Source organism: Pseudoalteromonas sp. Angola-4 (assembly GCF_028599265.1).
GTDB classification, from domain to species: Bacteria; Pseudomonadota; Gammaproteobacteria; order Enterobacterales; family Alteromonadaceae; genus Pseudoalteromonas; species Pseudoalteromonas atlantica.
In genome coordinates this window covers 194,864-217,472 of sequence record NZ_JAQREK010000004.1, presented here as the reverse complement: position 1 = coordinate 217,472, position 22,609 = coordinate 194,864, and the positions used below count along the sequence as shown (strand labels likewise).

The 22,609-nt window shown below is 40.7% G+C and carries 22 protein-coding genes; 2 read left to right on the top strand and 20 right to left on the bottom strand.

The window, feature by feature from the left end; genetic code table 11:
- Window positions 1-205: 205 nt before the first annotated feature.
- The 8 genes from PSH48_RS07865 to PSH48_RS07830 form a co-directional block, all read right to left on the bottom strand.
- Complete coding sequence (locus tag PSH48_RS07865; protein WP_273611299.1) at window positions 206-1,744, bottom strand: glucan biosynthesis protein; 1,539 nt, start codon at window positions 1,742-1,744, stop codon at window positions 206-208.
- Window positions 1,745-2,179: 435 nt separating this feature from the next.
- Window positions 2,180-2,932 carry an SDR family oxidoreductase gene (locus tag PSH48_RS07860; protein ID WP_273611298.1) on the bottom strand — a complete coding sequence of 251 codons (753 nt, stop codon included), beginning with the start codon at window positions 2,930-2,932 and terminating at the stop codon, window positions 2,180-2,182.
- An 81-nt stretch (window positions 2,933-3,013) separates the two neighbouring features.
- Window positions 3,014-3,247, bottom strand: coding sequence for a hypothetical protein (locus tag PSH48_RS07855; RefSeq protein WP_004587078.1), 234 nt, complete (start codon window positions 3,245-3,247; stop codon window positions 3,014-3,016).
- A gap of 664 nt (window positions 3,248-3,911) precedes the next feature.
- A complete protein-coding gene (locus PSH48_RS07850) occupies window positions 3,912-4,214 on the bottom strand; it encodes a hypothetical protein (RefSeq protein ID WP_256847962.1) in 303 nt (100 codons plus the stop codon).
- 117 nt (window positions 4,215-4,331) lie between these two features.
- Window positions 4,332-5,423, bottom strand: coding sequence for a PIN domain-containing protein (locus PSH48_RS07845; protein WP_273611297.1), 1,092 nt, complete (start codon window positions 5,421-5,423; stop codon window positions 4,332-4,334).
- 139 nt (window positions 5,424-5,562) lie between these two features.
- Window positions 5,563-5,988: an energy transducer TonB gene (locus tag PSH48_RS07840; RefSeq protein WP_273611296.1), complete on the bottom strand. Its 426-nt coding sequence runs from the start codon at window positions 5,986-5,988 to the stop codon at window positions 5,563-5,565.
- Between the two features lie 349 nt (window positions 5,989-6,337).
- On the bottom strand, window positions 6,338-6,589 hold the full coding sequence (locus PSH48_RS07835) for a Rho-binding antiterminator (protein ID WP_064387089.1): 252 nt from the start codon (window positions 6,587-6,589) through the stop codon (window positions 6,338-6,340).
- A 17-nt stretch (window positions 6,590-6,606) separates the two neighbouring features.
- Entirely contained in the window at window positions 6,607-7,446 is an 840-nt protein-coding gene (locus tag PSH48_RS07830; RefSeq protein ID WP_055255482.1) for a DUF417 family protein, read from the bottom strand.
- Between the two features lie 96 nt (window positions 7,447-7,542).
- Between PSH48_RS07830 and PSH48_RS07825 the strand changes: the two genes are divergently transcribed.
- Window positions 7,543-7,977 (top strand): GNAT family N-acetyltransferase, encoded by a 435-nt coding sequence (locus PSH48_RS07825; RefSeq protein ID WP_273611295.1) that lies wholly within the window; start codon window positions 7,543-7,545, stop codon window positions 7,975-7,977.
- Between the two features lie 3 nt (window positions 7,978-7,980).
- On the opposite strand, the gene PSH48_RS07820 is transcribed toward PSH48_RS07825, so the two are convergent.
- From PSH48_RS07820 to PSH48_RS07810, 3 genes are all read right to left on the bottom strand, one after another.
- Window positions 7,981-8,616 (bottom strand): trimeric intracellular cation channel family protein, encoded by a 636-nt coding sequence (locus PSH48_RS07820; RefSeq protein WP_004587070.1) that lies wholly within the window; start codon window positions 8,614-8,616, stop codon window positions 7,981-7,983.
- A gap of 486 nt (window positions 8,617-9,102) precedes the next feature.
- On the bottom strand, window positions 9,103-9,282 hold the full coding sequence (locus tag PSH48_RS07815; RefSeq protein WP_096042782.1) for a hypothetical protein: 180 nt from the start codon (window positions 9,280-9,282) through the stop codon (window positions 9,103-9,105).
- Window positions 9,283-9,416: 134 nt separating this feature from the next.
- Entirely contained in the window at window positions 9,417-10,571 is a 1,155-nt protein-coding gene (locus tag PSH48_RS07810; RefSeq protein ID WP_004587069.1) for an iron-containing alcohol dehydrogenase, read from the bottom strand.
- Between the two features lie 221 nt (window positions 10,572-10,792).
- Between PSH48_RS07810 and PSH48_RS07805 the strand changes: the two genes are divergently transcribed.
- Window positions 10,793-11,692, top strand: a complete 900-nt coding sequence (locus PSH48_RS07805; RefSeq protein ID WP_273611294.1) for a LysR family transcriptional regulator — start codon at window positions 10,793-10,795, stop codon at window positions 11,690-11,692.
- Window positions 11,693-11,875: 183 nt separating this feature from the next.
- Here the strand turns inward: PSH48_RS07805 and PSH48_RS07800 are convergent, their stop codons facing one another.
- The 9 genes from PSH48_RS07800 to PSH48_RS07760 all read right to left on the bottom strand — a co-directional run bounded on the left by PSH48_RS07800 (window position 11,876) and on the right by PSH48_RS07760 (window position 22,453).
- On the bottom strand, window positions 11,876-12,271 hold the full coding sequence (locus PSH48_RS07800) for a DUF4019 domain-containing protein (RefSeq protein ID WP_248443452.1): 396 nt from the start codon (window positions 12,269-12,271) through the stop codon (window positions 11,876-11,878).
- A 105-nt stretch (window positions 12,272-12,376) separates the two neighbouring features.
- Window positions 12,377-13,390, bottom strand: coding sequence for an MBL fold metallo-hydrolase (locus PSH48_RS07795; protein WP_273611293.1), 1,014 nt, complete (start codon window positions 13,388-13,390; stop codon window positions 12,377-12,379).
- Between the two features lie 9 nt (window positions 13,391-13,399).
- The gene (locus tag PSH48_RS07790) at window positions 13,400-15,298 is read right to left on the bottom strand and encodes a TonB-dependent receptor domain-containing protein (RefSeq protein WP_273611292.1); all 1,899 of its coding nucleotides are present in this window, start codon (window positions 15,296-15,298) and stop codon (window positions 13,400-13,402) included.
- 211 nt (window positions 15,299-15,509) lie between these two features.
- The gene (locus tag PSH48_RS07785) at window positions 15,510-16,244 is read right to left on the bottom strand and encodes a DUF5020 family protein (RefSeq protein ID WP_248532346.1); all 735 of its coding nucleotides are present in this window, start codon (window positions 16,242-16,244) and stop codon (window positions 15,510-15,512) included.
- A 30-nt stretch (window positions 16,245-16,274) separates the two neighbouring features.
- The gene (locus PSH48_RS07780; RefSeq protein ID WP_054981699.1) at window positions 16,275-17,651 is read right to left on the bottom strand and encodes a uracil-xanthine permease family protein; all 1,377 of its coding nucleotides are present in this window, start codon (window positions 17,649-17,651) and stop codon (window positions 16,275-16,277) included.
- 78 nt (window positions 17,652-17,729) lie between these two features.
- Window positions 17,730-18,797, bottom strand: a complete 1,068-nt coding sequence (locus PSH48_RS07775) for a BMP family ABC transporter substrate-binding protein (RefSeq protein WP_273586956.1) — start codon at window positions 18,795-18,797, stop codon at window positions 17,730-17,732.
- Window positions 18,798-18,864: 67 nt separating this feature from the next.
- Window positions 18,865-19,791 (bottom strand): ABC transporter permease, encoded by a 927-nt coding sequence (locus PSH48_RS07770; protein WP_273586955.1) that lies wholly within the window; start codon window positions 19,789-19,791, stop codon window positions 18,865-18,867.
- Window positions 19,792-19,793: 2 nt separating this feature from the next.
- Window positions 19,794-20,897: an ABC transporter permease gene (locus PSH48_RS07765; RefSeq protein WP_273586954.1), complete on the bottom strand. Its 1,104-nt coding sequence runs from the start codon at window positions 20,895-20,897 to the stop codon at window positions 19,794-19,796.
- Window positions 20,894-22,453 (bottom strand): ABC transporter ATP-binding protein, encoded by a 1,560-nt coding sequence (locus PSH48_RS07760; protein WP_273586953.1) that lies wholly within the window; start codon window positions 22,451-22,453, stop codon window positions 20,894-20,896. Before PSH48_RS07760 ends, PSH48_RS07765 begins: the two co-directional genes overlap by 4 nt.
- Window positions 22,454-22,609: the final 156 nt, after the last annotated feature.

The following is a 22,609-nucleotide window of genomic DNA, read 5'->3' as shown; positions in this document are numbered from 1 at the left end:
GCAAACTTAAAAACAAGTAGGAGCAACTTAAAATAGCTAAATTCACCAAGTAGTTAGCCAAGCATGTTAAATTTATAACTAAGCATTAGATGTATATTGAAATAAGGGAATTGCTTTAGCTAACCTTCGCTAAAAACATTTATTTTGCAGTTATTCGGGTGGCTACATAAAACTAATTATAGGGCCACCGCTTTAATTTTTATAGTTACTCAACCGTTACCTTTGCATCACTTACCCATGTTTCGGTTATCGCCTCTTCGTTTTTATCAACCAAATACGCGCGTATGCTTACGGGGTCGTTATTGCTCTGTTTGTAGTCAAATGCTAATCGCCATTGGTTGGTACCCACTATTGGGTAAGCACCAATTGGCTCCAGTATTTCGCCGTTACTGGCTTCAACAATAGGCTTTATGCCACTTTCTCTATCTAGGCCTTTAAACACTGGCCCTTCAAAATCAATCACCATTTTGTTTACGCCCTCAGGTATAGGCTGGCCAGGAATTCCGCCCTGCCCTTGGCGAGTATTAACAACACTTGCTAGGTTTTTTGATTTTGGATCGAGTGGACGCCACTCAATATCATAAGAAAAGGTAAACTCATCGCCTTTACGTACCTCTTTTTCAGGCACCCAATAGGCAACAATGTTATCAAACGTTTCATCTTTGGTTGGGATTTCGATTAGCTGCACAGCGCCTCTCCCCCAGTCGCCCGTAGGCTTGATCCACGCTGATGAACGCTTATTGTAAAACACGCCGTCGTCTTGGTAGTTATTAAAGTCACGGTCTCTTTGGATTAAGCCAAAGCCTTTAGGGTTTTCATCAATAAAGCTATTGGTCGACACCGACTGCGGATTATTTAACGGTCGCCAAATATACTGGCCCGACCCAGTATGAATCGCTAAGCCATCGCTGTCGTGAATTTCTGGGCGCCAGTCTTTCGCTACCGTTTTATCTTTTTCTGAGTACCAATACATGCTGGTTAGCGGCGCTATACCTAAGCGCTCTACATCGGCGCGCATATATAAATTAGCACTTACAGAGGTAACATGCCCTTTGGCCTCTTTGTTGTCTTTACTCAAACCAAACCGATAAGCACCTGTAACAGAGGGCCCCTCAAGTAATGCCCACACAGACATGCTCTCACCTTTATTTTCTGCAGGGCCTAACCAAAATGCCGAAAAGCGTGGAAATTCTTCTGGCTCACTCATACCGGTATTAATTGCAATACCACGAGCCGACAACCCATATTGCCCCTGAGGGCCATCAGTTCTAAAATAAGACGCCCCCAAAAACGATATCCAATCTGGTTTTATATCGGGGCGCATAATTCTAAAGCCTGCAAACCCAAACCCTTCTGGCAGGTCGTGGGCAGGGCTATCGTCAGGCATATCAAAAAGCGCATTACTAAAAGGCAATTCTTTAACATTGTTTTTATCATCTCTGATGAAAATACTTACCGGCTCAGGAAAATATCGCCCAGGGTAAAATAATTGTACCGGTGCCTTTTTGCCATTTGGGTAGAGGGTTTCATCTTCTTTAAAGCGTATTTTCCAATGTTCGTCATAGGTAATTTTATCAATAAGCTCAGGTGCAGGCACTTCGACAGGCGTATAAGGCTTTTTGGCAGAGGCTTTTGCCATTGCTTTTAAATCTTCAAAAGTAAACTTAGCACTTGCTTGTGCTTGCGCCCCGTGTAACGACACAGAGGAGGCAATAATTGCGGCAATAAATAACTTTAACTTCATAAAAAGTATCTCTAATAAAGGGAGTCTAAAAATAAGCGCCCAGTACGAACGCCTAACTTAAAATGCTTGTAAAGATATTACACACCGCAATATGAACTCGCGTTTACTAAAATAACGTTATTTGGCGAAGCTTCTATGCTTAGCTGTGTTTGGGGGAGGTTGTGTTTGAATAGTTGCGTTTGAATAGTTGTGTTTGAATAGTTGTGTTTAATAAATGCGGCTGATATAGCTTTTACTTAGTTAAAGCCAGTTAGTGCTTTAAAATCGAAATACTGATCTGTGCGTCGCTGCTACGCTTATTATAACTACCTGATTAATGCAGGCTTGTGAACAAGAACTGAGAAGTCGAGTAGCATATTCAATCCTTTTTTAGCTTAAACACCCACTTAAAAGTGTTAAGCGTGAGGAATTGCCATTACATTGGTTTGCTATGTATTAAAGGCCACCACATAAGTCTAAAAAATTTCCTGTCGAAAACGATGACTTTGCTGATGAAAGCCAATAAATAGCTTCGGCCACCTCCTCAGGTTCACCTCCGCGCTTAAGAGGAATAAGCTCCTTTAACCTTTCTACTCTTTCAGGTTCACCACCATCAGCGTGCATTTGCGTATTAATTAGCCCAGGACGCACACAATTAACTCTAATTCCTTCACAAGCAACCTCTAGTGATAAACCTTTAGTGAGTGTATCTATAGCCCCTTTTGAGGCAGCATAATCAATATATTCATTCGGTGAACCCGAACGAGATGCCCCCGATGAAACATTTACAATAACCCCACCGTTTCCGCCATGGCGTGTAGACATACGCTTTATGGCCTCTCGACAGCACAAGAAGTAACTAGTCACGTTGTTTGCTAAAATAGTATTAATTCTTTCAGCCGTTAAATCCTCCAAACGCGACTGCTTACGTAAAATACCAGCATTATTAACAAGTACTGATAAAGGGCCTAGCTCTGCATCAATTTTTTTAAACAGCCTTAGCACATCATTCTCAACCGAAACATCTGCTTGGACTGTAATACAACGATTACCTGCAGCCCTAATATCGCTTGCGACAGCTTCGGCCGAAGCTAGATTAGACTTGTAATTGATACAAACCGTATACCCTTTTGATGCAAATAATTTAGATGTAGCAGCCCCAATACCTCGACCTCCGCCCGTTATTAAAACCACTTTTGTGTTATTCATAAGTCATCCTTAAAATAATGATGATGGAGGAATATAAAATGCTTTGCTAAACAGTAAGTAGTTGGCATAAATTAGCTATACTTAGCAAGAAGCTGCATTTTGTGCACAAGTTTTCTTTATCCCTAACTCTTCGTGAAAATTCATTGCGACATTAAAAGTCAGTACAAAAATAATAAAACCTAACAACCAGAAATTAAGCTCTTTTAATTTAAACCTTCCACGCCAAAACGCTGTTACAAAAATGAAAAAATATCTTATAGTGAAAAGAAACGTGATAAAGAGAAACACAAAAATAATAATTCCAGCTTTACTCATAAGTCTCCAGAGCAACTAACGAGCTTGTAAATTAACTCGTTTTAAATTTATTTTTATTAATGAATCAACCATAGCCGAGTTCCTATTTTGGTTCAATCCGTTATAGATATTTCACATAAAATATAAGAAGAGAATTTGCGGCTGTTTTAATGGACGTTTTAGAGGAAGTTATAGTTGCTTGATTGGCGTATTTTGGTATAAATGGGCTCTCCTTTTTTTTAATGCTTCATGTTTTGCAGCTTTCTCATTTATGAACAAGGCAATACAGTTGTTTCAGCAGAAAATAAAGGCGTTCATATTCGTTTTATCCTGTAAGGCCAACTTTTTCATGTCTCTCTGACCGTATTATTCCGCTTTTTATTTAAATGAAAACAGACTTAATAAACCCGAGCCGTTTACTTTTTTATAAAGTTTCTTGTCGCCTATCGGACTATCCCTTATTACTTTTATCTTGTCAGTGTAGTTCAGCTTTTTAAATGATTCATTTTCATGAATTTAACCTAACTTAATGTTATAAATAATAATTTACGTAAAGGTTAGAATGGGTGTCACCCTAACTCCTTAAGGCTTATAGCGCTTGCCTAACCGACGCGAAATAGCAGGCTAAAATTAGCGTCAAAGGAGCGCAAGCCTGCTGTATTACGTCACTTGGTTTAGGCACTTGTTAGCCCGAAAAACCTAGCTTCCAAGCTAAATACGCAACAAACAAACCTAGTAAAATTGTTGATACAACTTTAAAAGAAAGACTGTCATGCCAAGGCCGCTCGTCGCATTTCTGTTGGAGCTGTTGAACCAAATTCTTTACGTGAGGTGGTAAATTTCCACCATTTTTATGTCTGGCTTTAGCAAACAACTCAAAATAACTTAGATAAACTTTTATTTGTTTAGAGTTTGAACAGGTAGAGGCTAAATCGATCACTTTATGTAAGTCAGTAAATTTTTCTGCATCCATTTCTTCTAACTTCATTTCAACTCCATAGCTAATTGAGTGGCTAACGCCGCTCTAACCTACTAAAAATAGTTGGCAAAAATTTTGTGAGTCACGAACAAAGCCAACTGTTTATTGCCCGAGTTTACAACTTTTCTAGCTTCGACCTGATAGTTGCTCAATACTTAAGTTTGAACATATTTCTGACGTTGTATCATATTCAAAGCTTGCATCTATATATAACCTAAAGGTAAAAGAAAGGTTTACTGTACCCTCATCAATTTCAATATTATAAAGTGCCTTTATATTCTCAATATCATCTACGTGCTGCTTAAATTCAACTAAGTCGATAGTTACTACTAGATCAACCGTTCTCATCTCATAAGAACAACTTATATAAACGCTTGAGTCTGATAATTCACTAACGTAATTTACTTCAGGATCTTCTAGCCCTTCAAAAATATCTGACTTAATATCAATAACTTCAGTAAGCTTTTCTCCAAAAACTCTAGAGCCCAATAGATTACTAAGTACAGAATTAGACATAGAGTTTAAGTAACTTTCAGTTTCTTCGATTAGGAAATACTCTTCATCATCTAGGATTTCATATTTATTTACTGCATTCGCTATTTGATCTACATTTTCTTTATTAAAATCAAAAACTTTAAGATAAGGCTTAATGTTTGCCCCAATTTCCAAAGCTATAATATCCTTCTGAAGATCTCCATTCAAAACTAAATCAGAACCTTTTTTTTCAAAAAAGTCACTTTTATTATTCGTAATAAACGCCACATCGCCTGTTATTGAATTGTCTTTTAGGTATTTTAGAAAAGACAACCAAATCAAAGTATCTCTATAACCTTTTTCACCATCTGTAAATGGTTTCGTTACATTTAGAGCTCGCTGGACGACTTCTTTCTGCGATATTCCCTCATAGTCAATATTTTCTATTGAATGTACTTTGCCTTCTAAGATCGTCTTAATATCGTACTCGGATGTGGAAATATCTTCTATTGCCACCCCAATACTTCCACTATTTAACTTATGTAAGCGTTTAAAGTGCTTTTTAATTTCCGACTTAGATGCAACAACCTCCCTGTTTCTGAGGTTATTGACCTCTTGCACTACCAATTCAGATAAGAGCAAGTCTAAGTTTTCATTATTTAAGTAGTGAAACAAGAGCTTAAAATTAACATTACCTACAAACCAATTATTAAAAAAAGCATTCGTATCAATAAAAACATTCATAATAGATTTCACTTTGATTGAGTGACCACTGAAAAAGCTAACGTCCTGTTAACGGGCAAAATTTAGTTGGCTAGAATAAGCGACGAAGAAGCACAAACCAACTGTTTTTTGTCCTTGTTTAACAGCTTGTTAGGGTTACTTAAATCTTACAGTTTTTATATGCATCTTTGTAGTTAGATGAGTTTCTAACCACAAAGTCAAGTTGGATAGTAGTTGCAACAGGTTGTCTATTTGAATTTGTTGATGTTGGAACCCATTTCCATTTTTCAATAGCCCTTGTAGCCTGAATATCAAATACACCTTCAGGAAACGCTTTTATTATTTTAGGGTTAATTGCATTACCACTTGAATCAATAATTAGCGAGAATTCAACGCAACCCGATATTCTTTTGGTGTTAGCCTGTTGGGGGTATTTGGGAGCAATCTTTTTTTTAACTACCCAGTAAACAAGTACAGCTTCTTTATTACCAATTAAATCTAAATGCTCGTTAGAAGAATTTTTTTTTGTAGTTGAGCATCCACTCAAAAGTAAAACTCCAATTGCGAATAAAAATGATACTTTCACGAACTCTCCTTGTAACCCTAACAGTTTATTGAACACCACTTTGGGGGTTTATAACGCCCCAAAACGGCGCATATTACATTGCTCAATAATTCCACTAAATAACTGTAATGTAAACAAGCAATTAGACAGTAGTGAAAAAGCCTTTGTTATGTTACCCAAAACAACTTTTAATAATGTTATTGGACAAAGTCAAAATAACTGTTTATGTGAACAGTTCATTCTAAAGGTAAATTTTGGCTTTGTGCATTTAGCACGTATGAGTTAAAGCATTGGCGAGATAAGCGAGCCTTAACATAATAATGAAACAGGCCCGCTGGAGTGTTTATGATAAAACGAATTGGTTAGTGATTTACTTTACATCAAAGTTCACATGATCAAAGTAAGGATTACTCTTACGTGCTTTAAGTAGACTAATTGTAGTGAGCACAATAAGCTTTAGCTCGCCATTTACGTTAATGGCAATGCACTCTTGTTTGAGTGCATTGCGTTTTGTATCAGTTGCTACACCACATACACTATCACCATTTTTTAAAATAAGCTCAACGCTTAAATGGTGCATACAGGCAATTTCGATGTAATCGTAATGGTTGCAACTGATCATAACGTCCTCTTGATATATTATTTAGCTGGCTTAAGTAGCATTAAAGTGGCAATAACAATTAAGTTGCCTACATACCATAAATCTTTGATTACAAATTGCCCTAAACGCTCTAGTAACGTGCTTGAGCTAAACGCGCCGTTTGCGGTAATTAAAAATGTTTGGGTCATTAAAAATACACTTAAACACGCTAAGCCACTAACAATAATAAGCTTTTTATTGTTAAGTAAAATACCTGCACCAAGTAGTACTGCAAATAATACATCAAACCCACCAATGATATTTGATGCGCCTTGTACGCTAAATACCGTGTATAACCACGACATAAACGGTGAGGTTTCTACTAGGCCTACAATAGCTTTGGCTTCAAACTCATAAAATTTCATGCCGCCAATCCACAATAAAACCATAGCAACCGGTATAAAGTTTAAAAGTACGTGTTGTTTGTCAGTAAGCTTATTTTTATAAAACAAAAATAAATACAAAGGGATAACAGCAAAGTATTTAATTATGCCTTGCCCACTGCCAATAATTGGAAAGCCGCCTAACTGTGCCATCCAGCGGTTACTGGCAAATAAGGTAAGTAAAGGTACTATGCTAACAACTAATGCGAGTATAACTGCAGGCACAGGCTTTATTAATTTTAAATGCGCAGCTAAGGTGGTGACTGCCAACGCAATCATCGCGCTGCCTGTGAGCAAACCTAATGTATTGTTACTGAGTAAGGTATCAAGTTCATAAAAACTAAAGGTAGCTGAGAGTGTGTTTGGGTTTGCACCTAAAGCAAACGATACACCAAGTAATGCAAAGCTGAGTGTAAGTAAAAAGGTGAGTGCGTTATTTGTGTGTGTTATGTTCATTGTGTGCCCATTAAATCTGTAATGGCTAATAAAGACCTAATTTTTACAAAAAGTGATTCAACTAAAGTTAAATTTTTTAATACAAGGAAGGACATTTTGGTTTTTACGTTTACAAAAGCCACGCGTGAAAAGCGCGGCTATTTATTATGTCTTAGAAAACTTACTATGGTAGAGCACCTTGAGGTGGCCGGCTTATTTTTAACTGAGCAACAGCATAATGAAAGGGTTGACGAGCAATACGATTGCTCTCATCTTATACAGTTTAATGGTGAAACTATAGGTACGCTAAAGTACAAAATATGGGGTAGCCACATTGAAATAATGCAATTGCAAATACACCCCAACCATCAAAATAAAGGCTACGGCAGAGGCGTTATTGAGCAAGTAATTAAAACTGCAAAGTTAAAGCCTATCAAACTAACAGTACTTAAAAACAACCCTGCTAAAGCACTTTATACTCGACTAGGCTTTAAGATCACTGGGGAAGATAACTATGAGTACCATATGCAAACCCAGCCTATAAATAACTAAGAGCTACTCTCTTTGATCTTTAAAATCTTTTTTTCTGAAAATGGTTAGGTGCCAGCCCCATTTAAGCGAGCCTAATCTTAAAAATACAGTGGTAAAAAGTGAGCCTAAAATACACCAAATGTAATCGACTTCTATGGTAAACAGCGCAGCATAAACTAGGCCGCCTACTAAACAGGCTGAAGCATAGGGCTCGTTTCGCATAACTGAGGGTACTTCGCGGCAAATTACATCTCGTATTAGGCCGCCAAAAATCCCTGTGGTGATCCCCATTGTTATCGCTATTACCATACCTGTACCGCTTATTAAGGCTTTTTCTATCCCCATAATATTAAATAATGCCATACCTATAGCATCGACTAATAAAAAGTAATAGTTATTTACATGAGGCAAGTAACGCACAAAAAATATGGTGGCAATAATAGCGGCGTAAGTTGAGTATAAATACTCAGGCGTAGCTATCCAAAATATAGGTTTATCTAAAAGTATGTCTCTTAGCGTGCCGCCACCTAAAGCTGTAACAGTTGCGACCACCACTACCCCAAAACCACTTATGTTTTTTTCGTAGCCTAGCAGTGCTCCTGCAACCGCAAAAAAAGCCACTCCGAGCAGCCCCAGCACCATAAAGTATTCAGCAGTCATGTGCATTCCCTTTTAAATTTTATACATTGGTGTATCAATTTATATGCCAGATGTAATTAGCAAAAGCCAAAAGCGAGGATTAAAAGTACATTTAAAAACAATGGGTTAATAAATTTTTGATAAAATTAATGATGGGTTATTGTGATATGCGATATTTAAAAAGGTAATTATTTTAAAAGTGAGTAGTTTTTACACATTTTTTATTTTTAGCTGAGTCGCTTTTTTTAGTCAATTACTAAGCTCATTAATATACGTACGGGAAAGTAAATAACGGCTGGAATGCCGAATAACCAATTAGCAAAGCTTTGCGGCATGACATAAAAAGCAACCTGCTTCACCCAATATCTAATACCAACCCGCAATAATACTTAATCATTTTTAGGGGCTAAACGTGTCGCTATCTGCGTTAAAAAATTCTCATTTAGAATAACTAAATAACGAATTTTTTGCCTAGCTATCAACACGTTTATCTATCCTCAAAATAGATCACTTAATTAAGCGGATTGGTATAAACTCTACATACTGCGCTAAAAAGTCATTAAGTGATAAGCTCAAAAGTGCTAAATTATTACTTATTAAAACCCATAGTGCATACAAGCCAAGCAGGCCATCGCCCACACTGCCAATATAAGATGAGTAACCAATAAATAATAACAAGCCGCGCATGGTAAGTCCCTGTTAGCTGTATCGTTAAGTTAAATAATAAACTCGCTTAGTTAATTGCACCATTTAGCTTTTAGCTTTTAGCTTTTTGAGCATAAAAAATGGCGCTAAAAAGCGCCATTCAAAAAACAATTAAATTAAAGCGCTAGGCTTAAAATTTTCTTCGCTTTAGCTATGTCAATATCGCCATGCTCGCCAAGGGCTGTCATGCCGTTACGCTCAAGGTTGTTGGCAACGGCTTCAACCGCGTCTTCACCTAGGTCGTAATCGCCAAGTTTTGTTTTAATGCCCATTTGCTCAAAAAAGTCTTGAGTATGTTTAATGGTTGCATCAATCAGCTCGTTTTTGTCTTGCATATCAAGGCCAAATACACGCTCACCTAACTGAATAATTTTAGCGCGTTTTTGCTCTTGCTGAACAAACATTAGCGGTGGTAATACAATCGCAAGTGTTACAGCGTGATCTAAGCTATAAAGCGCTGTTAGCTCGTGGCCAATCATGTGCGTAGACCAATCTTGCGGTACGCCTTGGCCAATTAAGCCATTTAGTGCCATCGTTGCCGACCACATTACGTTTGCACGAACATCGTAATCTTCTGGGTTTTCAAGGGCTTTAGGGCCTTGCTCAATTAGCGTAGATAAAATGCCTTCTGCAAAACGGTCTTGCAGTGGCGCATTAACTGGGTACGTTAAGTATTGCTCAATAACATGTACAAACGCATCAACTACACCGTTAGAAATCTGGCGAGTAGGCAGTGAGAATGTATACGTAGGATCAAGCACAGCAAATTGCGGTTGCACTATTGGCGTACCAAAGGCACGTTTTTGCTGGGTTTCTTTACGGGTAACAACTGAGTTACCGTTGCTTTCTGAGCCAGTAGCCGGAAGCGTTAATACCGCGCCAATAGGTAATGCACTTTTTACTTCTGCGCCATTAACTAAAATATCCCAGCCGTCGCCTTCGTATTTTGCTGCTGCCGCTACGTATTTAGCGCCGTCGATAACACTACCGCCGCCTACAGCTAATATAAAGCTAACGTTTTGCTCTTTCACAATTTCTACAGCTTTTGAAAGTGTTTCGTAAGTTGGGTTTGGCTCAACTCCCGAAAACTCCACAAAGTCCACACCTTCAAGTGCATTTACTACATCGTCATATACGCCGTTCTTTTTGATCGAACCGCCACCGTATAAAAACATGACCTTGCCTTGGCTTGGTACGCGGCTTGCGATCTCATTAATTTGATCTTTGCCGAATAAAATCTCGGTGCGGTTTTTAAATGCAAAATTTAACATATTTGTACTCTACTTGGTTACGGGGCACAGCCCCTGGTGCTCATTGCTTTATAAAATGGGAATTAATAGTTAACTTTCAAGTAATTAATTACCTATTTTATAAATTAAATATGAAAACGGTTAATGTCTAACTGAACGAGCGCAAGTGTACACGCACTTTACAATAACTAGAATTCAGTTAATCTTGCTTTACCCATCGGATTTCTGATACCTAATGTTTTATGTCTTATTTTGTACAATTACGCACCTTTGTTGAGGTATATCGTTGTAAAAACATCTCTCGGGCTGCTAAAAATTTGGGGCTGTCGCAACCAGCTGCAACCGCGCATATACAAACAATGGAGTCGGTGGTAGGTAAGTCGTTATTTGCGCGGCGTCACCGAGGCGTAGAACCAAGTAATGCCGCCCACGATTTAGCAGGCCAAGTGGCAAATCACCTTGATGCTATAGAGCAAAAAGTCGCCTCTGTACGCACCCGTTCAAACGATGTGAGCGGAACGATTACACTAGCCGGGCCCGCCGAATATATTAGTTATGTTGCCTCTGCACAGCTGGCAAATTTGTTACAAGCAGGCAATGTTGATGTGGTCGTGCTGCCTGGTAATCGTGAGCAAATTTATTCAGCGCTCGACACTGGCGTTGCCGATATGGCTATTACAGCCTCCCTGCCCGATAACAAAATTTACGACTTTGAAGTGCTCGACAGCGAAGAGCTAGTACTAGTGGCGCACCGTTTATTAGCGCAAAGCTTAGAGGGGCAAACCATTACGCCAGCACTTTTAAATACGCTGCCGGTGGTCAGTTACGACAGTCAATTACCGCTTATACGCCAGTATTTTGATACTGTATTTAAACAAAGCTGTACGTCAAAAATAATTGCTCGCTGCCCCGACATACGCGCGCTCGCCGGCATAGTAAGAACCGGTGTAGGCTATACCGTGCTGCCTGATTATATATGTCATGACGATATTCAATCGGGTAGATTAATTAAACTTGGTCCGCAAGGGCCGGAAAACAATTTGTACTTAGCGTGGCGTAAAGGGGCGCTTGCCCACCCGCGGCTTAATTATGCCCGCGATGTGTTAATGGCTTTTTCTAATATTAATAAATACGCAAAATAGTTTTTTAACTTATACCAATCCGCATAATTAAGTGATCTATTTTGAGGATGGGTAAACGTGATGATAGCAAGGCAAAAAATTCGCTATTTAGTTGTTCTAAATGAGAATTTTTTAAAGCAGATAGCGACACGTTTAGCCCCTGAAAATGATTATGTATTATTACGGATTGGTATTGAACGCTGGTTATTTAATAAAATAGCCAACCGCGCGCCATTGCCCACTGCTTTTACTTAATGTAAGGGTTTCAACCGCAAGCCTTGCTGAAAATTGCGTTTTAAATTGCACAATAAGGTATTTACCTTGCGGGGCACCAGGTAAAGATGAGTAAGCATTAGCACTTATTTGTTCTCGCGTAGCCACTTTACCTAGTGGCGCACGCACTGTGTTTAGGGCGCTTTTCCAGTTTGCTTTACTTAATTGCGATTTAAATAGCGCATCGGCTTGTTGCCAACTTTTTGTGTATTCACCCGCATCAATTAACTGTAACCAGTTTATTGCTACGGGCATATTTTTAGTGGTTTCGGCCCACACTGAGCAGCTTATAAACAAGCATAAAATTAAAATGAGGGGTTTCATCATTCTTCCTTTTAATCTGGCGTTAAAAGTAAATATAGATACTCCAAATTACAACACATTGGTTAAATGGTTAACCCCTAATATTAAAAACTTTTGCAAATAAGTGCCTTACTCTCCTTTAATTTTTAAAACCTGCGCGTAAGTGCAATCGCTCAACATAGAAAAACCATGCGAGGCTTGCTCTTGGCCTATTACAAATGGATGCGCCGCCTCGGGGGCTCTATTTTTAAGTTGCTTTATGCGCTCATACGAACCATCGCGTTTAGGGTGGTTTGATATAAACACATCTACACCGGCCTGCATTGCCACATTGCCAAAACGTTTAGCGGCAACACTGTAAGCGCTAATTCGCTCAATATCAGGCCCATAGTTTAGCCCAGTCCCTCCCCACAGGCTTAGCATATGTTTTTTGCCGTTATCGTATACTGGGAACAACAACGAAATAGTGCCAGGGGTGTGTCCAGGCGTTAAATGAACGCCAATGCTGGTATCGCCAAGCGTAATTGTATCTGCCTCTTTTGTGCTTATATCTCTTGTTGGCCGTTTGCCCCAACGTGGGCTTTCAAAATCAAGCTTTGGTTGTTCTAAGCGTCGCCACTCAACCTCACTCATTACAACACGCGGTTTGTATTTATTAACTAAGTACTCTTGCCCACCGTAATGATCACCATGCCCATGGCTAATAATTAAATACTTAATATCTTCGGGGTTTAAGCCTAGTGTGAGCAAACCTTTTTCAATGTAATTTTTAGCTTGTTCGTTGTTATTTAGCGCATCAATAACAATAAGCCCTTGTGATGTTTTAACTACCCAACTTGCCACTCCACCAGTACCTACATAATAAAGGTTGTCAAACACTTGTGTAGGTTCAATCGTTGATGAGCGCCGTTTACTACCCAACTTTTTACTGCGCTTTTTACCTTCATTATTAGTGCGAACACGCTTTGTTAAATCACGTAACGGGTTTTGTATATCGCATAGGCTTGTTAACCCCGGAAACTCATCAGCGTACTGCATTCCTTTTTCGACATAATCTTGCGCTGTTAATTGTGTATTTTGCGCAATAGCTGGGTGCGTAGCTAAAAAGCTAAGTACCACAGCAGAGAATATAAATTTTGGCATAAACACCCCTTATAGTTTTGTATCTATAGCTAGCCAGTAGCGTCGGCCATCTTCTACATAGCCGTATTCATCGTAGCTGGTTGCTTTATCAAATATATTGTAAATACCAAACATAACTTTAACGTTACCGTTTACTTGCCACGCACTGCCTATATCTGCTGTTGCAATAGAAGGGGCTGAGGTTAAACGGCTAGTTATAGAGGCTGCTTCGGTTTCTTTACCGCGATAATTAGCACGTGCCCACGTATTAATGTTATCGCTTACATCCCAGTTAATATTTAGCGTTGCTAAATGTTTAGGTATTTGCGTAAGTGGCTGGCCTTTATTGTCGCCACTGCGTTGCTCAGAAAACGTATAGCTGTAGCTAGTTGCAAGGGTAATATCTGCACTTAACATTGTTTCTATATTTAGCTCAGCCCCATAAGTCACCGCTTTATCAATATTGATGTTATAGCGGTCGGTTTCATCACCACACACTGTGATAGGACATAAAGCGGTGTTAATTTTGTCTTCAAAGCTATTATGAAAAACCGTGATATTAGTTTGAAAATCACTGTTAGCATAATACATAGCCGCTTCTTTACTGACGGATGTTTCGGGCTCTAGGTCAGCATTTCCATATAAGTCGCCACCGCGGCTGCTTTGGATCCAATTAGGGCTAAGCTCGCGTAAATCTGGCGCTCTGTAACCGGTAGCTACGCCCGATTTAAAGGTCCATGCCTCATTAATATTCCAAACTCCGTATAGGCGTGGACTCAAGTGCGAATCAAACTGCTCGTTATCATCAACTCGTAAACCCGTGGTAAGGGTAAAATCGGGGTGTAAGCTCCACTCATCTTCAGCAAATAGCGACCATTGTTTGTTATCTATTTTAGTAATAGTGGCTGCGTTTGTTGTTTTGTCATCAAGCTTTTCTTGTTCAAATGCGCCGCCTAATGTTACATGGTGGTTTTCAAGTGCAATTGACCACTGCGTATTTGCTAAGGTATTTTCGATGGTTATTTCACGGCCTTCGTTTTCAACCGACTCTTGTTGAATATACGAATGCGCAGCGCCCCAACTATAGCTGCCTTTATGTGCTAACGACCACGTGCTGCGGTTATTGTTCGTTTCGCTAGAGCTATTTCGACTAGGTAACGATAGCCCCGAGGTAGAAATACGTTTTTGATCGTGTTCGCTGTATTCAAGCGATATCACATCGTGCTGGGTGGCTGTTAAATGCAGTGTACCACTGTAACTTGTCAGCTCTTTTTCACCGTAACCGCGCTCAATTTCATCTTCTTCACGCTCTTGGTAAAGAGCCGAAAGGTTAACGCTTAATAAATCTTTTATTAATGGCCCCGCTGCATATATTTGCCCTTGGTATTCATCACCCGAATTACTGTTTTCTTGCTGTGTGGTTTCTAGGCGAACATTAGCATGCCAATTGTCGTAATTTTTACGGGTTATAACATTAATAACGCCGCCAATTGCATCCGACCCATACAACGTAGACATAGGCCCACGCACAACTTCAATACGTTCAATAGCATCTAGTGGTGGCAGCCAATCTTGCTCAAAGCCACCGCTGCCGCTTGGTTGTGATTCACGCCCTGACTGCTTTTTACCGTCTACCAAAATAGCAGTGTACTGCGCTGGCATGCCACGCACGCTTATATCTTGTCGCGAGCCACCACCGGTAACCGTAACCCCTGCAACATCGTTAAGTGCATCGGTTAAGTCTTTATAAGCACGGTTTTCTAGCTGCTTTTTGCTAATTAAAGTAATAGAAGCTGGCGCTTGCGCTAAGGTTTGTTCAAAGCCTGAGGCGGTCACTACTATTGTTTCTATATCATTGTTAGCATTAGCCAAAGTGTAAAATGGCGCAACAGCAATTAGAGGCAGAGCTAAAGTGTTTTTCAGAGTCATTACGTGGTATTTAATTAGTTACTTTACGTAATGATAACAATTATCAATAACTTCGGCAATTAACATTTCATTAATTTACAATAAAACTTAATCAATTAAGCTGCAGTTACTCCAGTGCCATTATTAACAATAAGCCAATTTTATTGCGTTTATTGTACAAAAAAGGCTGCATTAACTAGCAGCCTTTTTGTATTCTGTATCGCTTAAGGTTTTAAAAATGCCATTTAACCATCAAATTTGGGTTGTGCTCTGTTTGACCATCTACACCAAACTTATTTTTCCAATATACGTATTCTATGCCTACATCAAGGCGACCTGTGTCTAGGCCAAGCATAGGAGCAATGTTGTATTTAAGTTGTGAGGTAAAGTTAAAACCGCCTTCGCTTTTACCAAACATAGTGTCGGTACTGTCAACAATATCTAAAAAGCCATCGTATCTAAAGTTACCCTTGTTATAGCCCCACGTTACGGTTATTTGGTTGTTATCTTCACGCTCTATGCCAATATCGTCCTGAAAACGACGGTAATAAGCCACATTAAAATATTGAAACCCTGGTACATCTAACGAGACGCCGCCACCTAATAAGTAGTTATTTTGATCGGTATCGCCTGAGCCATATTCTGTTTGTAGGCCTAAAAACACCTCTTTAACAAAGCTGTTTTGCGGCTTGAACAGCGTTGGGTTTATGTTTAGCTCTCCGTATACTTCATCGGGGTTGCTTAATCTATCCATAAAAAAGAAGGTACCGCCCCATGTATGCCCCGATGCATGCTCAATGGTTACTACACTTCTGTCATCTTCCTCCCCCGAGAACGGCTCGAGGTAATCGGCGCCGGTCATGGCGGTTATACTAAAATCTGACCACAGCTCTTTTGCCGACACACTACTTGAACACACCGCGATAGCACTTACTAAGGCTAATTTTTTAATTGTTGTAATTTTCATTGTTAATCCCTTTGTTATAATTTTATTAGTCTAGTTAAGATGATCTGTACTTGCTGAATAATTTTCTGGTAAAACAAGCGTCATAACGATGGCGGTTAAACCCGATACCGTTACAGCGCTGCCAAAAATAGCGGTTACCAGCTTAGGCGCATTTATAAACATTTCGGGCACAAAGCTAACCCCTAGCCCCATACCTAAGCTCACCGCAATAATAAGTAAGCTACGACGATTTATTTTTTCGCTTGCAAGAATTTTTACCCCTGCGGCTGCCACTGTGCCAAACATAACAAGCGTTGCACCGCCTAGCACTGGTTTAGGAATATTTTGTAGCACAGCACCAATCACCGGAAATAACCCTAAAATAATCAAAATTACACCAATCCACAGGCCAATGTATCTACTTGCTACACCGGTTAACTGAATAACGCCGTTATTTTGGCTAAAAGTGGTATTAGGAAACGTATTAAATGCGGCAGCAATCATTGAGTTAACCCCATCGCCTAAAATACCTCCGCGTATACGCGCTAAATAGCTTGCGCCTTTTACCGGTAATTTAGACACCGCACAATTTGCGGTTATATCGCCTGTGGATTCAATGGCGGTAATTAGGTATAAAAAGCTAAAGGCAATCATGGCGCCAAAATCAATATTAAAGCCATATTTAAAGGGTAATGGCATGGCGATTAAATCAAATTCGCCCATTTTAAATTTGGCTATACCTAAAATAAGTGCAAGTAACCACCCTACTAACATGGCAACGACTACAGCGGTAAGCCTTACCCACTGATTTTTGCTAGCATTTAGTAATACCACCAGCGCCACCACCGAAAAGCCCACAATTAAGTTGCTTGGCGAGGCAAACTTTTCAGGCATATTGGTTAATAACCATTGCCCGCCGCCTATGTCGGTCATACCTACTTTAATGAGGTAAACCCCAATGGTGGTGATCACCACACCGGTCACTACAGGCTTAATTACTTTGCCAAGCTTTTCTATAAAAAAGCTAATGAATATCTCTACAAAGGCTGCTAAAAAACACACAGCAAAAATGGTGGCAAGTACTTCATCGTTTCCGCCTCCAGTGGCTTTTACGGTAAAACCGGTTGCCAAAATAGTGCCTAAAAAAGCAAAGCTGGTGCCTTGTACGCAAATAAGCCCTGAGCCAATTGGCCCCACACGGCGAGCCTGAATAAATGTACCAACCCCCGATACAAACAACGCCATACTAATTAAATACGGTATTTCGCTACCAAGCCCCAACACGCCACCAATAATAAGCGTGGGCGTAATAATACCTACAAAACTTGCCAGTACATGTTGCAGGGCAGCAAAAAAAGATTCGGTCAGCCCTGGTTTATCATCTACTGCGTAAATTATGTCTTCTGAGATTGCTTCTTGGTTTGACATAGTCAACATCCTTTTAGCGCTTTAATATGGGCAAGGTATATACGCCTTGCCCAAGTTTTAATTTAAATACAGTGGCGCTTATTTAAGCTGCCCTTCAACACCCTCTACATAAAAGTCCATACCCAGTAAGGTTTTATCATCAATTGTTTGCCCCGCTTTAGTTACCAGCTCACCTTGCTGATTGTTAATTGGGCCACTAAATGGATGAAACTCACCGTTGGCAATTTTGGTTTTAATCGCCTCTATCTCGGCAACAATATTGGCAGGAATGTCTTTACTCAGCGGCGCTAAGCGGGTCATACCGGCATCTATGCCTTTCCATACATTTTGCGATTCCCATTTATCGTCAAGCACTTGCTGCACGCGCTCGGCGTAAAACTCATCCCAATGATGCACAGGCGCCGTAAGGTGCGCTTTTTTGCCATAACCGCTCATATCTGAGTGGTAACCAATGGCGTATATTCCGGCGGCTTCTGCGGCTTGAAGTGGCGCAGGTGAGTCGGTGTGTTGGGTAATAATATCAACACCTTGGTCGATTAAACTGTCGGCAGCTTCGCGCTCTTTACCAGGGTCAAACCAGCTATTAACCCACACTACTTTTACTTTTGCGTTAGGTTTTACTGAGCGCAGGCCTAAAGTAAACGCGTTAATACCGCGTATTACCTCAGGAATAGGAAACGCGGCAATATAGCCAATACTGTCAGATTTACTCATGTGCCCAGCAATAACACCGGTTAAGTAGCGCCCTTCGTAAATACGGTCAAAATAAGTGCCCACATTTTTAGCGCGTTTATAACCTGTTGAATGCTCAAACTTTACGTTAGGAAAACGTTTAGCCACTTTAATGGTCGGGTTCATGTAGCCAAACGAGGTGGTAAATATTAAATCGTGCCCGCTTTTGGCTAGTTGTGTAATAACTCGCTCTGCATCGGCGCCCTCTGGCACGCTTTCTACAAAGGTGGTTTTTATTTTTTCGCCAAATTTATCCTCTAAGTAGCGGCGGCTTACATCGTGGGTGTAAGTCCAACCAGCTTCGCCAATCGGGCTTACATATACAAACCCTACTTTTACGCTGTCTTTTGCCATTGCACTCGCGCTTAACCCTAAGCTAAGTGCTACGCCAAGCGCTGTTATTAGTTTTTTCATTGTTATTCTCCGTGTTGTATTTTTAATATCCTGTTGAAGGCTTATTGTTACTCTTTGTATAAAATTTTTAATGGCCCTTATGCCAAGGCTTACCTAGCCACATGGGTTCGTACATTTTTAGTTTTTGTTTATTTTTACTTAGCATAATCAGTACTATAAGCGTTGCACCATAAGGCAGCATGGCCAGTAAATTAGAATCCACCGCTAAGCCAAGCGCCTGTGCCACTAAGTGCATAATGCTGGCAAAACCAAATAAATAAGCGCCGAGCATTACCCGCTCAATTCGCCAACTTGCAAATACCACTAAAGCCAGTGCTATCCAGCCACGTCCCGAGGTCATGTTTTGTGTCCAAAGGGGTGTGTAAGCAAGCGACAAGTACGCCCCTGCAATACCCGCCATTGCGCCGCCAAACATCACCGCTAAATAGCGAGTACGCATTACAGGCAAGCCTAAGTTATTACCAACGCCTGGGTTTTCACCAATAGCGCGTACCGCAAGCCCTGCCTTGTGGTATTTAAAAAATAAATAAGCGCCAAGTACTAATGCCCAACTTAAATACACAATGGCGTCTTGCGAAAACAATGCTTTGCCCAGTAGCGGAATATGCTCAAACCCTGCAATTGCTAAAGTGGGTAAGGCATTAATGGTTTTACCCTCGTAATCAACGCCTAAAAATGCCGACAAGCCCGTGCCAAAAATAGTTAGCGCTAACCCCGCAGCCACTTGGCTAGCATTTAAATTAAGTGCTACAAACGCAAATACTAACGACGCCATAACCCCCACAAGCGCAGCCACGCTAAAGCCTATAAAGAGGTTGTCGCATTGGTACATGGTTATAAACCCTGCCACCGCGCCTAATAACATCATGCCCTCTTGCCCAAGGTTAAGTGTGCCGCTTTTCTCGCATACCATTTCACCTAGAGCCACCAGCAATAAAGGCGTGCCGGTGCGAATAGTGGCGTATAAAATATTTGTGATTACCTCTAAATCCATGTTTAAGATTCCTGTGCGATGGGTGTTAGCTGCGTTTTTTGTTGTTTAAATGGCAGTAACAATTTAATGCGATAACCAATAAGCACATCGCACGAGAGTAAATAAAACAGCATTAAGCCCTGAAAAATGCCGGTAATGGCATTGGGTAGGCCAATTTCTATTTGCGCCATTTCGCCGCCCATATAAATAAGCCCCATTAACAGCCCTGCTAAGGTGATCCCAAGCGGATGTAAGCGCCCTAAAAAAGCCACAATAATTGCAGCGTAACCATAACCGGGTGATATTTGCGGTACTAATTGCCCAATAGGCCCAGCTACTTCGCCAGCCCCTGCAAGCCCAGCTAACCCGCCACTTATTACCAATACCCCTGCAATTAAAAGCGCACGTTTATAGCCCGCCATTTTGGCCGCCGATGCATCAAGCCCAAGTACTTGAATTTGAAAGCCCACAAAGGTTTTACTAATAAATACCCATGTGGCACACAGCGCTAATAACGCAAATGCAAGCCCTAAATGAAGGCGAGTACCCTCAAATAAAACTGGTAGTAAGGTGCTATCGCCAAATAAGGCGCTTTCAGGAAAGTTATAACCGTATGGGTCTTTTAATGGCCCGTGTACTGACCACAGCAACACATTAACGGCAATGTAATTGAGCATAATGGTGACTAAAATTTCGTTGGTGTTTAAACGTAATTTCATAAAGGCGGCTAAGCCTGCCCACAGCATGCCACCGGCAATACCTGCAAGTAATGTAAGCCCTAATGCAAAGGAACTTGTAGAGTCAACAAAGTTAACAGCTACGGCACTGGCGCATACGCCGCCAATCAGTAGCTGCCCTTCAGCACCTATATTCCACACCGACGCCCTGTAACACAGCGCTAAACCATAGGCACATAATAAAATTGGAATGGTCATTACTAATAGCTCGGTAACGCCGTACCAGTCAGAAATAGGCGCTACGAGTAAGGTATATAAGGCATTAAGCGGGTCGTGCCCTAGTAAGGCAAACACCACATAACCTGTTATTAAAGTGAGTAAAATGGCTAAAACAGGAGAGAGATAACTCCATGTGTTTGAGCGCTCTACGCGGGGTTCAAGCTTTATCATGCCGGCGCTCCTTGCGGTGTTATTTTTGCTGTGTTGTTTTTAAGGTCGTGATTAAAATCGCCCGCCATCCACTGCCCTAATTGCACAAGTGGTACACAGTCGGTATTTAAAATAGGCGAGAGTTTGCCATCACAAATTGCCCCAATACGGTCACAAATTTTATAGAGCTCGTCTAAATCTTCTGAAATAACCAGTACTGCACAGCCTTCGTCGCGCAGCGTTAAAATTGCCTCGTGAATGGCAACTTGCGCGCAAATATCTACACCCCATGTTGGGTGTGACATAACCAGCAATTGTGGGTTTTGCTCAACCTCTCGGCCAATAATAAACTTTTGCAAATTACCGCCCGAAAGGCTTGCTGCGTGAGTACGGTTGCTGGGGGTTTTTACGTTGTATTTTTTAATGATTTTGTCGGCGAGTTGGCTAATTTTTTGTTTTACTAAAAAGCCTTTTTTAACTAAACCACTATCAAAACTGGTAAGAAGTGCATTGTGCGCTAAGTCCATATCAGGGACTGCGCCGCGCCCTAGCCTGTCCTCTGGTACGCATGCAAGCCCGAGCCTGCGCCTTTTTAGAGGGCATAACGCATCAACAGCGGTATTTTTAAATTTTATTGCGTTGCTATTTTTTTGCGGCTCCTCTCCCGAAAGCGCTTTTAATAGCTCCTCTTGCCCATTACCGGCAACCCCTGCAATACCGACTATTTCGCCTTGTTGTACGGCAAAGTTCACGTTTTTAAGCGCAATATCAAATAACGCCTGCGCACTGGTTGATAAGTTATCGACTGTTAAAAAATCACCTGTGCCAGTCGCTCTGCGCGTTTGGTTACTTATTGGTGTGCTGTCGCCTACCATTAAGCGAGCTATTGATTCGCTGGTTTCGTTTTTAGGAATGCAATGCCCACTTACCTTGCCAGCGCGCAAAATAGTGGCGCTGTCGCAAAGCGCAATAACTTCATGCAACTTATGGCTAATAAACAACACCGAGCAGCCTTCTTTTTTAAGCGAATGCAGGGTTTTAAACAATGCGTCTACTTCTTGCGGAGTGAGTACCGAGGTGGGTTCATCTAAAATAAGTAGTTGAATATCTAATAATAAACACCTGACTATTTCTACTCGTTGGCGCTCGCCCGTTGAAAGCGTAGACACCAACCTATGCGGGTCCAGCGGCATGCCGTACCTAGCCGATGTTTTACTAATTCTGCTGGCAAGTGTGCTGCTATGCCCTGCTAAATCGCCCAGCGCTAACGCGATATTTTGCGCAACTGTTAGGGTTTCAAATAACGAAAAATGCTGAAACACCATACCTATGCCTAATTCGCGGGCATCGGCGGGTTCTTTTATGTCCATTTTACGACCGTTAAAAAACATGTCCCCTTGGTCAGGTTTAACTACACCGTAAAGCATTTTCATTAACGTGCTTTTACCCGCGCCGTTTTCACCAAGCAGGGCATGTACCTCACCATGTTTTATTTTTATTGTTACGCCGTCGTTGGCTATACATCCGGGGTACTGCTTTGTCATTCCCTGCATAGTAAGGCGGTATTTATTGTCCATTATTTAAACCTTTCTTTGTGCTTGTTGGTTAAATAAGCTAGCCTAGAAACTTAGCTGACCAAGCGGTCAACAATGGCATGGTATCTGCAATTAACTTACCAAGATGAAAAAGTTTTTTTCTTACCTGCTTAAAAACAACAAGAAAAAATATACGCC